The following is a 12,411-nucleotide window of genomic DNA, read 5'->3' as shown; positions in this document are numbered from 1 at the left end:
GGCATTAGGGTAATGAAGAAATACGAGGTGCTGAGGGCCGTTGTCATCCTTCAAGCCGTTTGTATGGTGGTGTTAACGGTTGTCGTAGTTGTAAAGGTGTGGCCGGGGAACGACCGATTGCCGAATAGTAGTCCGCACACGAATGTGGGCAGCGAAGAAGAGAAGGATGATCCTGTCAAACCTGGTCAATCGCCGGGCGCTGATTCGTCGCTGCAAACGGACAAGCAGCGAGTGATCGCTAAGGTCGGCGCGGAAGAGATTACTTTAGACGATCTGGAGCAAGAGCTTCATAAGCAGTATGGGGATGCGGTTCTGCGCACGCTAATGGTGCACAAAGCGATTGATTTAGAGGCAGCGGCTTCCGAGCTGTCCGTATCGGCTGAAGAACAAAGCCGTGAGCTCGAGAAGATGGTGGAAGGCTACGATAGCGAGGCTCGTTTCTATGAGGTTATGCAGGAGCAGGTCGGCATGACGAAGGAGCAGGTGCTTGAAGATCTCCGTTACCGATTGCTGATGGAAAAAATCGTCGTTCGCAGCATTAATGTCTCCGATGAAGAGGTCGACCGCTATATAGCCGATCATCCCGAGGAGTTTGATGCGCGTACACAGCTGCATCTGCAATGGATTTTGACGGAAACATCGAAGGAAGCAAACTCCGTTTTGGGGCTTCTGACGGGCGGCGAAGACTTCGCCACGCTGGCTCGCACTTACTCGATAGATTCCTTTACGGCTGATTCTGGCGGAGATATCGGCTTGATTGATGAAGACGACCCCTATTACAACCGTGAAATGCTCGATACGGCCAGCCGATTGCAGGTTGCTGAAATGGCAGGTCCCATTAAGGTTGACGGTGGCTATGCGATTATTCGGCTTATCGAACGCCAGACAACTACAAAAATGACAGGACGCAGGCTGCATGATGCCGTTCGCAAACAGCTGGCGCTTGAGCGTGCCGACTCGTTTCCGAATCTTGAAGACGCGCTTCTGGATAAATACGATGCTGTAAAAACCGAATAGCTTGGATCGGGGCAGCCTTTTCAACGGAGTGAGAAAGTCACTATTGACAACGGATGCAAGACATTGATAAGATGGAATCAGTGAAAATACCAACTGAATTAGTCGGAATAAGGAGGCAGTTATTTCCATGGCCAAAATTGTGCAAAGTGTTCTAGATCTTATCGGTGATACTCCGCTTGTGCGTTTGAACCGTCTCGTGCCTGAAGGCAGCGCAGAAGTTTATGTAAAGCTTGAATACCAAAACCCAGGTGCAAGCGTAAAAGACCGTATCGCAATCAGCATGATTGAGGTAGCGGAGCAAGAAGGAATTATTAAACCAGGCGATACGATTATTGAGCCTACAAGCGGCAACACAGGAATCGGACTAGCACTCGTAGCAGCAGCTAAAGGCTACAAGGCTATTCTTGTAATGCCCGAAACAATGAGCGTTGAGCGTCGCAACCTGCTTCGTGCTTACGGTGCTGAGCTCGTATTGACGCCAGGATCCGAAGGTATGAACGGTGCGGTTCGCAAAGCTGAAGAGCTTGCAGCAGAGAACCCGAACTACTTCTTGCCGCAACAATTCAAAAACCAAGCAAACGTGAAGATTCACCGTGAAACGACAGGCCCAGAAATCGTTGAGGCGATCAATTCCCTTGACGGCAAATTGGATGCATTCGTTGCAGGCATCGGTACTGGCGGTACCATTACAGGTACGGGTGAAGTGCTTAAGAAAAACTTTGAAGGCATCAAAATTTACGCAGTTGAGCCTGCGGCTTCGCCGATTCTATCTGGCGGCAAACCAGGCGCTCACAAAATCCAAGGTATCGGCGCTAACTTCGTGCCTGACATTTTGAACCGCGAAATATATGACGCTGTTATTACGATTGAGAACGAAGATGCGTTTGATTACGCTCGTCGCGCAGCGAAAGAAGAAGGCATCCTTTGCGGTATTTCTTCTGGCGCAGCTATCTATGCTGCTTTGCAAGTTGCGAAAGAGCTTGGCGCTGGCAAACGTGTTGTTGCTATTGTTCCAAGCAATGGCGAACGCTACCTTTCGACTCCACTTTTCAACTTCGAAAACTAATTTTTATTGCCTATACAATCACAGCCTCAATCACAGCCTTTCATTCCTTGGAATGGAAGGCTTTCTTTTTACTTTGCTATTCTGTATACTGAGCAAAATAAGTCAAGTTATCGGGGGTTGAAGGTGATGGTCACCGCAATGGAGCAGTGGTATCGGTGGCACGCCGAACGGAAATATACGTCACTGCCGCTGCTCAAGGAATTGCCCTTTGAGCTCGAAAATAGGGCTGGCGTTTCTTCATGGGAAGAGGTCTGGCAGGATGCCTCGCCATATGCTTTTGTACTGGAGAGCGGCAAGGACGGGCGTTATACGTATTTGGGGCTGCATCCTGACGGCGTGATACGCGGCAAAGGCTTAAATGCCCACTCCGTCGAGTTCCATTCGCTTGAGGAGCATAGCGAGCGCAAGTGGGAAGGAAAGCCGCTGGAGGTAGTGCGGGAATGGATGAGCGGACAGCATGGTCCACGGCTTGCAGACGGACCGAAGTGGATTGGCGGCTGCGTTGGTTTTTGGGGATATGATATTATACGCTCCATTGAACGACTGCCTGCTATAGCGCAGGATGATCGGAATATGCCAGATTATTTATTTATGCAAATGAATGAGCTATGGGTTATCGACCATGTGCAATTGAAGGTATATTGCGTTGTCCATACAAAGGTTGATTTGGACGCGAATGAAGACGAGCTTGGCTCTGTTTACGAGCGCGCGCTGGCCAGAGCAGAAGGGATGACCGATTATTGGCTGACCTGGTTCGACGAAGAACGCGCCAAGGAGAAGGCGGCGGTGCTGCGAGAGAAGCGGCAGCGATTGCTAGAGGATGATTCACTGGAAATAGACGTTGAGTCTGTCACTGGCATCACCTCTCCGTTCTCGAAGGAAGCTTATATGGAAGCCGTTCGAAAAATACAGTCCTATATCGAGCAAGGCGACGTCTTTCAAGTAAATCTTTCGGTACGGCAAAGCAAGGAGGTTGCGACTTCGGCCGAAGAGCTGTATGAATGGCTAAGACTCGTTAATCCGTCGCCTTATATGGGTTTTCTGCGCTGTCCCGAGTTTCAGCTTGTATCGGCATCACCGGAGCTATTGGTTGAGCTTCGCGAGAGCAAGCTTGCCACAAGGCCCATTGCCGGAACACGGAGACGGGGACGTACGGAGGAGGAGGATCTTCGACTCGCGGATGAGCTTCTATCGAATGAGAAGGAACGGGCCGAGCATATTATGCTTGTTGATCTCGAGAGGAATGATCTTGGACGCATCTCAGCCTACGGTACTGTTAAAGTAGAAGAGCTTATGGTTATCGAACAGTATTCGCATGTCATGCATCTTGTCTCCCAAGTAGAGGGACAATTAGCAAGCGGCAAGGATGCTTACGATGTCATTTCGGCTACTTTTCCAGGGGGAACGATTACCGGCGCTCCGAAAATTCGCACGATGGAAATTATCGAGGAGCTTGAGCCGACACGCCGAGGCCCATATACGGGTTCGCTTGGATGGATTGACTATAACGGGGATATGGAATTTAATATAATTATTAGAACAATTGCCCTGCAGGATGGGATTGCTCATATTCAAACGGGAGCGGGTATCGTAATTGATTCTGGACCTGAGCGAGAATATAAGGAATCGCTGAGCAAGGCGAAAGCATTATGGAAGGCCATTCAGTATAGCGAGCGGTTTGCCGCGCATGATCAAGCAGCGGAACCGGAAAGAGGAGGAGCGTTAACATGATACTGGTAATCGATAATTATGATTCTTTCACGTACAATTTGGTTCAATATTTGGGTGAGCTTGGGGAAGAGATTACAGTAAAACGCAATGACGAGATTGATTTGGCAGGAATTGAAGCGCTGGCTCCTGATCATATTTTGATATCGCCAGGTCCTTGCTCGCCGAATGAAGCAGGCATCAGCCTGTCGCTTATTGAGCATTTTAAGGGCAAAATTCCGATTTTCGGCGTTTGTCTAGGCCACCAATCGATCGGACAAGCCTTCGGAGGCGAAGTGGTTCGCGCAGAGAAGCTGATGCACGGCAAAACCTCCGCGATTCATCATCATGGAACGTCGATTTTTGCTGGCATGCCATCTCCATTTACAGCTACGCGCTACCACTCCCTCATCGTGCGCCGCGAAACGCTGCCCGATTGCTTGGAAATTACGGCAGAGACGGATGAAGGCGAGATTATGGGCCTGCGGCACAAGGAATATCCTATAGAAGGGGTGCAATTCCACCCGGAATCGATTATAACGGAGCATGGTTTGACGATGCTTCGTAATTTCTTGCAAACTCGGAGCGGAGCAGTTCGATGAAAATCGGACTGAACGGCTCCGTTATGGAAGCGAGCGAAGCCGTGATCTCAGTATATGATCACGGTTTTTTGTACGGGATGGGTTTGTTCGAGACCTTTCGCACCTATGAGGGGAAGCCTTATTTACTGGATCGGCATATGAATCGATTGCAGTCGGGCTGCGAGCAGCTGGGCATTCGGTATCAGGCGGACGCCGGGAAGGTCAGCAACTGGGTGAGAGAGCTGCTAGAGGCGAACGGCCTTACGGATGGCTACGTAAGAATGACGGTCAGCGCAGGTGAAGCTGAGCTCGGCTTACCGACTGGTGATTATGAGCAGCCTAATATGTTTATGCTTGTAAAAGCTTTGCCGCCAGTTAATGATGCGGTTCATATGCGCGGACGGGAGCTGCGTCTTATGCAGACTAGGCGGAATACGCCTGAAGGCGATATTCGCTTCAAATCTCTCCATTATATGAACAATATTATTGCAAAGCGGGAACTGCTTGCTGGTGATGCCTCACTAGGCGCCGAGGGGCTTATGCTCAGCCATGAGGGATGGCTGGCAGAGGGAATAGTGAGCAATTTGTTTTTTGTAAAGGATAACGTCGTATATACGCCCGACCTTACGGTTGGCATCTTGCCAGGCATAACGCGCGCGCGTGTGCTTGAGCTGGCGGGGACTGCAGGCTTCAAGTGGGAAGAAGGGCTTTACAGCTGGGAGCAGCTTCAGTCGGCTGACGAAGTCTGGCTTACCAATTCGATTCAGGAGCTAGTCCCTGTAACCAAAATATCGGATGCAAGCGGGTGGAGCGCGGAGATTGGCGACGGTGAAGCGGGAGTTGTGACTAGAGAGCTACTGTCGTTATACCGACAATCAACGCGGGCCGTTTAAGGTGATTAGCTTATCAGATCAATATAGCTGCAGCTATCAAATAATACGAATAAGGGTGGCGGACTAACATTGGCACAACAACCACGATTCTACAAAAGAACATATGATTTCGGCGGCGGTGCGAAGCTGACACTCGGCAGCCGAACATTAATTATGGGTATTCTTAATGCTACCCCTGATTCATTTTCCGATGGCGGGCGTTACACGAATGTAGAAGCTGCCGTTGCCCATGCAAAAGCGATGGTAGAGGACGGCGCCGACATTCTCGACATCGGGGGTGAATCGACCCGCCCTGGCTTTGAGCCAGTGGAGGTTAAAGAGGAGATTCGGCGCATTGTTCCCGTTATTCGAGCGGTACGCGAAGCGTTGCCGCATATTCCACTCTCGATTGACACGTACAAAGCGGAGACGGCGCGCGCGGCGCTGGAGGCTGGCGCTCATATCATCAATGACATTTGGGGCCTTAAGGGCGACCCCAACATGGCCGCCGCTGCGGCGGAGTATGGCTGTCCGGTTATTATCAGCCATAATCGCCACGCCCGGGACTATAATGACCTCGTCCCGGATGTGCTCGCTGACCTGCAAAGCAGCGTCAGCATCGCTCATACAGCCGGCATCGCCGATGAGCAAATATGGCTGGATCCCGGCATCGGCTTCGCCAAAACCCATGAGGACAACCTCGAGCTGCTCGGCCGCCTGTCAGAGCTATCGGCGCTCGGCTACCCGGTGCTGCTCGGCACCTCGCGCAAGCGATTCATCAAGCAGACGCTGAATCTGCCTGTGGAAGAGCTCGTTGAGGGGACGGCTGCGACCGTCGTCCTCGGCATCGCGCATGGCTGCCAAATCATGCGCGTCCATGATGTGCGCGCAATCAAGCGCGCCGCGCTCATGACGGATGCGATCCTGTATCGCAGCTAACCCTGCTGCGGAAGGCTTTTTTTAAAAGACAGCTAAGCTACATCGTTAGGAGAATGACTATAATGGATAATATGATGGTTAAAGGGATGAAGTTCTACGGCTACCATGGCGTATTTCCCGAAGAAAACAAGCTGGGCCAGCAATATTTCGTCGACATCGAGCTGCGGATGGACTTGGAGCAGGCTGCGAAGACGGATGACTTGAGCCTTACGGTTAATTATGCGGAGATTCATGCGCTAGCCAAAACGATCGTGGAAGGCCCGCCTTTTAAGCTGATTGAGGCTTTAACGGGTCACATTGCATCACGAGTACTGGAAGCTTATACTATGGTAAACGAAGTTACGGTTCGAGTAACGAAGCCGCATCCGCCGTTCGACATCCACTTTGATGGAGTAACGGTAGAGCTGCGCAGAAAGCGGGATGCTGATGGACGAACAATTCCCTCGTGAAGGCGCACCGGCGGTCGCTTATATCGCATTAGGCTCCAATATGGGCAATCGCGAGCAATTGCTGCTGTCTGCGATTGGTCTCATTGACGCACACCCGAACATCGCGGTAACTAAAGTATCTGGCATGTATGAGACGGATCCTGTAGGTTATACGGATCAACCGCCTTTTCTCAATATGACGCTAGCTGTGCAAACGACGCTTTCCCCGATCATGCTGCTGAGACAGCTGCTTGCTTTCGAGCAGCAATTAGGGAGAGTTCGACAAATACGTTGGGGACCGAGAACCATTGACCTTGATCTTCTCCTATATGATAATGTCAGAATGGATCAAGAGGAGCTGACATTGCCGCATCCTCGCATGATGGAGCGGTCATTTGTATTAGTGCCGCTGAACGATACTATGGATCAATCGCATCCGTTGCAGGCCGAAGTTGGCGCAGCGTCTGAGGCGGCGCTTTTGGATGGAAAGGAAGGCATCACGCTATGGAAAACAATCAATTGGCGCAGCGCGTCAGAGCCTTTCGAAAGCTGAAGGGCTATACTCAGCAGGAGCTGGCCAAGGTGCTTGGCGTATCAGTAGCGGTTCTAGGCTCATTGGAGCGAGGGACGAGAAAGACAGATCCAAAGCTGCTAAGCCATATAGCCAAAACATTAGGAATCAGCTACGAGGAACTTATGTCTGACGATCGTCAATAAAGATGCATTTAAGGGATATGAACGATAAACGATTAGAAGAGGAGCAAGGAGCGACATGCTGAAAATCGGAGACATCGAGATGAAGAACAGAGTAGTGCTAGCGCCGATGGCAGGCGTGTGCAACCCGGCTTTTCGATTAATTGCCAAGGAATTCGGAACAGGTCTTGTGTGCGCGGAGATGGTAAGCGACAAGGCGATTTTGCACGGAAATAAACGGACGCTGGAGATGCTGTTCGTCGATGAGCGGGAGAAGCCGCTAAGCCTTCAAATTTTTGGCGGTGACCGCGAGTCGCTTGTTGAAGCGGCAAAGGTCGTCGATAAGCAAACGAACGCGGATATTATCGATATTAATATGGGCTGCCCGGTACCGAAGGTAACGAAGTGCGATGCAGGTGCCCGCTGGCTGCTTGATCCGAACAAGATCTATGAGATGGTCTCAGCGGTAGTGGATGCGGTACAGAAGCCGGTTACGGTCAAAATGCGCATCGGCTGGGATGATGAGCATATTTACGCGGTCGAGAATGCACGAGCTGTCGAGCGCGCTGGCGGCAAAGCCGTTAGCGTACATGGACGTACGCGCGAGCAGCTGTATACAGGCAAGGCTAATTGGGACATTATAAAGGATGTCAAAGAAGCGGTATCTATTCCCGTAATTGGGAATGGCGACGTCTTCTCTCCAGAGGATGCTAAGCGGCTTCTTGATCATACCGGCTGCGACGGCGTTATGATTGGGCGCGGAGCGCTCGGAAACCCGTGGATGCTCTATCGGACGATTCAATACTTGACCAATGGCGAGCTGCTTAGCGATCCGACGCCGCGCGAGAAAATGGAGGTCGCCATTTTGCATCTGGACCGGCTGGTGGCACTGAAGAACGAGGCGGTTGCGGTACGTGAAATGCGCAAGCACTTGGCTTGGTACCTAAAGGGCCTTCCAGGCGGCGCACGCGTGAAGGATGTCATTATGGAAGAGACCGGTCGCGACCCGATGGTTGCCATTTTGGAAAACTACGTAAGATTGCTTGAAGAGGAGGCTGAATCCCAGCCTACAAGCGGATCTACGGGCGGAGATGCAGCAGCTGCCGAGGAAGTTGTTTACTAAATGACGAATCGATCGATTATGCTATTTACCTTGATTGCCAAACAACCGACATCATTCGACAAAAGCCGCTATCAAGCGGCTTCTGCTACAATTGCCAAAAATGAAACGGTTTCAATGGGTCGTTTGGCTTTGATTGACATTCAGGGTACCTTTGCAATATAATCGTGCAATATAATCTAACGAACACATGAATAGGCCTTAAACAACAGTAGGTATGAGGATCAGGAAGCGTAATATATTAGGTATCAGTGAATTCATACAAGGTATGAAAAATTAGTCACATGACAGGAGAATCGGAAAGATGAACGATAAGCAAATCATTCTGACTCAAGAAGGGCTGCGAAAGCTCGAAGATGAATTAGAGAACCTAAAGTCGGTCAAGCGCCGTGAAGTTGCAGAACGTATTAAAGTAGCAATCGGCTATGGCGATATAAGCGAAAACTCGGAGTACGAGGATGCTAAGAATGAGCAGGCGTTCATCGAAGGCCGTGTCCTTACCCTTGAGAAAATGCTGCGCAACGCGCGTATTATAAATAATGATGACATTGATATCGATACCGTGAGCATCGGCTCGATCGTTACGGTTGAAGATATGGAATATGGCGACACGATGGAATATTCCATTGTAGGTACAGCGGAAGCGGATCCTTTGCAAAACAAGATTTCGAATGAAAGCCCGGTTGGCAAAGCGATTTTGGGCAAGAAAAAAGGCACAGTCGTTGAAGTTAGCGTACCAGTCGGCATAATCCAGTACAAAATTCTAGATATCAAAAAATAAGGTTTGCCATGTGCGGATCAGAAAGCTTCCTTGTGGGAAGCTTTTTGAACGTTTACAATAGAAGAACCTATTATTTAAGTTTATTAGATGCTTATCTTTTACTGCAGGGTTCTGGCGACAACCGCGTACACCTGCCGAACGATCAAGGAGATGAAGAAGTGGAACATGAAAACAATGAGCAGGAGCTGAGTGAGCTCTTGCAAATTCGCAGAGACAAGTTGGATGAGCTGAGAGGGCTGGGAGTAGACCCATTCGGCCGTAAATTCGAGCGCACTCATAACGCCAAAGAAATTGTACAAGCGTATGAATCGCTGAGCAAAGAAGAGCTTGAAGGTCAAGCCGTTAAGGTGAGCATCGCAGGCCGTATCATGCAAAAACGCGGTATGGGCAAAGCAGGCTTCGCTACGATTCAAGATTTGAGCGGCAGAGTTCAAATTTATGTTCGCAAGGATACGGTTGAAGAGCATAAATTCGCGGCTTTCGACTTGCTCGATATCGGTGATATCATCGGCGTGAATGGCGTTGTATTCAAAACGAATACAGGCGAAGTTTCGGTCAAAGCGCTAGATATTGAAGTATTGACCAAATCGCTTCTGCCACTGCCCGATAAGTATCATGGCTTGAAGGATGTGGAGCTTCGTTACCGTCAACGCTATGTTGACCTTATCGTGAATCCAGACGTACAACAAACCTTCATTACTCGTTCCAAAATCATACAATCTATGCGTCGCTACTTGGATTCCCGCGGCTATTTAGAAGTAGAAACACCAACTTTGCATTCTATTGCAGGCGGCGCGGCAGCGCGTCCGTTCGAAACGCATCATAATGCGCTCGACATGCAGCTCTACATGCGTATTGCGATCGAGCTTCATTTGAAGCGGTTGATCGTAGGCGGATTGGAGAAAGTGTACGAGATTGGCCGCGTTTACCGCAATGAGGGTATTTCGACTCGCCACAATCCGGAGTTTACAATGATTGAGCTTTACGAGGCTTATGCCGATTACAAAGATATTATGGCTTTGACGGAAAATGTAATCGCGCATATTGCGCAAGAGGTTCTTGGCACAACTAAAATTACTTATCAAGGTCAAGAGATTGATCTGACTCCGCAGTGGCGCCGGGTTTCCATGGTCGAGCTTGTCAAAGAAACGACGGGTGTTGATTTTGGCGTGCAGATGAGTGATGAGGAAGCACATCGTTTGGCGAAGGAGCATAAGGTTGCTGTAGATCCGCATATGACGTTTGGTCATATTCTCAACGCATTCTTTGAGCAGTTCGGCGAGCATACGCTCATTCAGCCTACATTTGTAACCGGTCACCCTGTTGCGATTTCTCCGCTTGCGAAGAAGAACGAAGTGGATCCGCGTTTCACGGATCGCTTTGAGCTCTTTATCGTAGCGCGTGAGCATGCCAATGCCTTTACTGAGCTGAACGATCCGATCGATCAACGCGAGCGGTTCGAGTCGCAGCTTGTAGAACGTGAGCATGGCAACGATGAAGCGCATGAGATGGATGAAGATTTCATCCGTGCCCTAGAATACGGCATGCCGCCAACCGGCGGGCTTGGAATCGGAATCGACCGGTTGATCATGCTGCTGACGGATGCGCCTTCGATCCGCGATGTGCTGTTGTTCCCTCATATGAGAGATCAACGCTCTGCTGAATAAGAATATACGAACAGAACCGCTTGGCACTGGCTGCCTGCGGTTCTTTTTATTTTCAACAGTCGAGCATTTACGTCAGCAATCTTTAAAAACTATCAAATTTCCCTTAATGAAATGACAACATCTATTGATTTGCTAAAATCATATGATAAGATTGAACTAATAAAGCGAAACACGATAACGGCAAACCTATCGAAAGGTAGGGACGCAAAGCTAAAGGGCCTTCCTGAAGATGGCAGCCAGCTACCGAATGGACAAGCTTTTTTTGTTTGTATAAGTGTACGTATTTATTGTTAAAATGCAGCTTCATACGATAACGGCAAACCTATCGAAAGGTAGGGACGCAAAGCTAAAGGGCCTTCCACAAGATGGCAGCCAGCTACCGAAGGGAGTTACGCTCATGCGTAAACTTATTTTAGCAATCGCAGCTTTTGTGCTTTTTGCATCTATTCATGTTACTGTGGCACAAGCAAGTGCTGCGGAGGCAGCTTGGCTTAACATAAGCAATCTAGATTATGGTGTAGTCTCTATACAATACGCAGTGAAAGCTAAAGTGAAAACGAAGCTGATGATTGCCAAAGGCCAAACAACCTATACATACAATCTCATTAGCGGGAAAACAGCAGAGAGCTTCCCCTTGCAGCTTGGCAATGGTGCATATACGATTTCGTTGCTTGAGAACACAGCAGGCAATAAGTACAAGCTGATCAGTAAGGAATCAGTAACGCTTAGCTTGAAAGACAGCAAGGTAGTCTACTTGAATTCGATTCAAAATATTGAATGGACAAGCTCAAGCAATGCGATTATCAAAGCCAAGGAATTGACTAAAAATAAAAAGACAGATGCCGAGAAAGTAAAAGCGGTCTATGATTACATCATTACTAACATCAATTACGATAATCAATTAGCGGCTAATTTATCGGTTGACTACCTTCCTAATATTGATCGCACATTCAAAGCAAAGAAAGACATTTGCTACGGTTACGCCTCCCTATTTGCCGGTATGCTTCGCAGCTTGGATATTCCAACGAAGCTCGTTATGGGACAATCCACTTATGTAGATGTATATCACGCATGGAATGAAGTTTACTTGAATGGCAAATGGGTATTAATCGATACGACTGTCGATGCCGGATGGAGCAAGGGCAATAAGAAGTTTGAGCTTATCAAAGATGCAGCCCAATATAAAGCGACCAAACAATACTAGTATCTGATCAAATAACGAGCTTGCGCTAAGACGCAGAGCTCGTTTTTTTATGTCTTGATCTAGCTCGTATATCTGCTTAAGCTCCGCTACTATATAGAAGAAATATGGAGTAAATAATGGGGTGAAAAAAAGATACACTATTATTTAAAAAAATGCTTGCATTCATATAGGCGTACGTGATATATTATCTAGGTCGCCAACGAGACACACGGTTGACACGAAAGAAAAGATTGCTCTTTGAAAACTGAACAACGAGTGAAACTGCCCTTACGATTCTAACGAATCGTGAGAAAAGCGATAAAAAGTAATGAGCATTTCAAACACCAATTTGGAGAG

At 48.8% G+C, this 12,411-nt stretch carries 14 protein-coding genes and 2 riboswitches; all 14 genes read left to right on the top strand.

Annotation, left to right across the window (positions count from 1 at the left end; translation table 11 throughout):
• The first annotated feature begins 12 nt into the window (after positions 1-12).
• The 14 genes from HI950_RS30320 to HI950_RS30255 all read left to right on the top strand — a co-directional run bounded on the left by HI950_RS30320 (position 13) and on the right by HI950_RS30255 (position 12,075).
• Positions 13-1,017 (top strand): peptidylprolyl isomerase, encoded by a 1,005-nt coding sequence (locus HI950_RS30320; RefSeq protein ID WP_169090015.1) that lies wholly within the window; start codon positions 13-15, stop codon positions 1,015-1,017.
• 127 nt (positions 1,018-1,144) lie between these two features.
• Positions 1,145-2,083: a cysteine synthase A gene (gene cysK, locus HI950_RS30315; RefSeq protein ID WP_169090013.1), complete on the top strand. Its 939-nt coding sequence runs from the start codon at positions 1,145-1,147 to the stop codon at positions 2,081-2,083.
• A 126-nt stretch (positions 2,084-2,209) separates the two neighbouring features.
• Positions 2,210-3,814: an anthranilate synthase component I family protein gene (locus HI950_RS30310; RefSeq protein WP_187768196.1), complete on the top strand. Its 1,605-nt coding sequence runs from the start codon at positions 2,210-2,212 to the stop codon at positions 3,812-3,814.
• Entirely contained in the window at positions 3,811-4,392 is a 582-nt protein-coding gene (gene pabA, locus HI950_RS30305) for an aminodeoxychorismate/anthranilate synthase component II (RefSeq protein ID WP_169090009.1), read from the top strand. Before HI950_RS30310 ends, pabA begins: the two co-directional genes overlap by 4 nt.
• Entirely contained in the window at positions 4,389-5,264 is an 876-nt protein-coding gene (gene pabC, locus HI950_RS30300; RefSeq protein ID WP_169090007.1) for an aminodeoxychorismate lyase, read from the top strand. Before pabA ends, pabC begins: the two co-directional genes overlap by 4 nt.
• 69 nt (positions 5,265-5,333) lie before the next feature.
• On the top strand, positions 5,334-6,182 hold the full coding sequence (gene folP / locus HI950_RS30295) for a dihydropteroate synthase (protein WP_223285614.1): 849 nt from the start codon (positions 5,334-5,336) through the stop codon (positions 6,180-6,182).
• Between the two features lie 62 nt (positions 6,183-6,244).
• Positions 6,245-6,631, top strand: coding sequence for a dihydroneopterin aldolase (gene folB / locus HI950_RS30290; RefSeq protein WP_169090005.1), 387 nt, complete (start codon positions 6,245-6,247; stop codon positions 6,629-6,631).
• Positions 6,609-7,163: a 2-amino-4-hydroxy-6-hydroxymethyldihydropteridine diphosphokinase gene (gene folK, locus HI950_RS30285; RefSeq protein ID WP_169090003.1), complete on the top strand. Its 555-nt coding sequence runs from the start codon at positions 6,609-6,611 to the stop codon at positions 7,161-7,163. The genes folB and folK overlap by 23 nt, the downstream gene beginning before the upstream one ends.
• On the top strand, positions 7,115-7,327 hold the full coding sequence (locus tag HI950_RS30280; protein WP_053373332.1) for a helix-turn-helix domain-containing protein: 213 nt from the start codon (positions 7,115-7,117) through the stop codon (positions 7,325-7,327). Before folK ends, HI950_RS30280 begins: the two co-directional genes overlap by 49 nt.
• Before the next feature lie 55 nt (positions 7,328-7,382).
• Complete coding sequence (gene dusB / locus HI950_RS30275; RefSeq protein ID WP_169090001.1) at positions 7,383-8,426, top strand: tRNA dihydrouridine synthase DusB; 1,044 nt, start codon at positions 7,383-7,385, stop codon at positions 8,424-8,426.
• Complete coding sequence (locus HI950_RS30270) at positions 8,427-8,588, top strand: hypothetical protein (protein ID WP_169089999.1); 162 nt, start codon at positions 8,427-8,429, stop codon at positions 8,586-8,588. It begins immediately after the preceding gene.
• Positions 8,589-8,727: 139 nt separating this feature from the next.
• Positions 8,728-9,204, top strand: coding sequence for a transcription elongation factor GreA (greA, locus tag HI950_RS30265; protein ID WP_138755998.1), 477 nt, complete (start codon positions 8,728-8,730; stop codon positions 9,202-9,204).
• Between the two features lie 158 nt (positions 9,205-9,362).
• The gene (gene lysS, locus HI950_RS30260; protein ID WP_317618477.1) at positions 9,363-10,871 is read left to right on the top strand and encodes a lysine--tRNA ligase; all 1,509 of its coding nucleotides are present in this window, start codon (positions 9,363-9,365) and stop codon (positions 10,869-10,871) included.
• Between the two features lie 169 nt (positions 10,872-11,040).
• Positions 11,041-11,119, top strand: a riboswitch (cyclic di-GMP riboswitch).
• Between the two features lie 57 nt (positions 11,120-11,176).
• Positions 11,177-11,255, top strand: a riboswitch (cyclic di-GMP riboswitch).
• Positions 11,256-11,268: 13 nt separating this feature from the next.
• Positions 11,269-12,075, top strand: coding sequence for a transglutaminase-like domain-containing protein (locus HI950_RS30255; RefSeq protein ID WP_169089995.1), 807 nt, complete (start codon positions 11,269-11,271; stop codon positions 12,073-12,075).
• Positions 12,076-12,411 lie beyond the last annotated feature (336 nt).

Source organism: Paenibacillus sp. PL91 (genome assembly GCF_012935325.2).
Taxonomy (GTDB): Bacteria; Bacillota; Bacilli; order Paenibacillales; family Paenibacillaceae; genus Pristimantibacillus.
The sequence above is the reverse complement of the archived record's forward strand: the minus strand, read 5'-3'. Positions and strand labels throughout refer to the sequence as shown.

Coding starts and splice junctions, on each gene's coding strand:
- HI950_RS30270 (WP_169089999.1), top strand. CDS start 8,427: ATGACGAATCGATCGATTATGCTATTTACCTTGATTGCCAAACAACCG.
- HI950_RS30310 (WP_187768196.1), top strand. CDS start 2,210: ATGGTCACCGCAATGGAGCAGTGGTATCGGTGGCACGCCGAACGGAAA.
- pabA (WP_169090009.1), top strand. CDS start 3,811: ATGATACTGGTAATCGATAATTATGATTCTTTCACGTACAATTTGGTT.
- cysK (WP_169090013.1), top strand. CDS start 1,145: ATGGCCAAAATTGTGCAAAGTGTTCTAGATCTTATCGGTGATACTCCG.
- pabC (WP_169090007.1), top strand. CDS start 4,389: ATGAAAATCGGACTGAACGGCTCCGTTATGGAAGCGAGCGAAGCCGTG.
- folK (WP_169090003.1), top strand. CDS start 6,609: ATGGACGAACAATTCCCTCGTGAAGGCGCACCGGCGGTCGCTTATATC.
- HI950_RS30320 (WP_169090015.1), top strand. CDS start 13: ATGAAGAAATACGAGGTGCTGAGGGCCGTTGTCATCCTTCAAGCCGTT.
- greA (WP_138755998.1), top strand. CDS start 8,728: ATGAACGATAAGCAAATCATTCTGACTCAAGAAGGGCTGCGAAAGCTC.
- HI950_RS30255 (WP_169089995.1), top strand. CDS start 11,269: ATGCGTAAACTTATTTTAGCAATCGCAGCTTTTGTGCTTTTTGCATCT.
- folB (WP_169090005.1), top strand. CDS start 6,245: ATGGATAATATGATGGTTAAAGGGATGAAGTTCTACGGCTACCATGGC.
- HI950_RS30280 (WP_053373332.1), top strand. CDS start 7,115: ATGGAAAACAATCAATTGGCGCAGCGCGTCAGAGCCTTTCGAAAGCTG.
- dusB (WP_169090001.1), top strand. CDS start 7,383: ATGCTGAAAATCGGAGACATCGAGATGAAGAACAGAGTAGTGCTAGCG.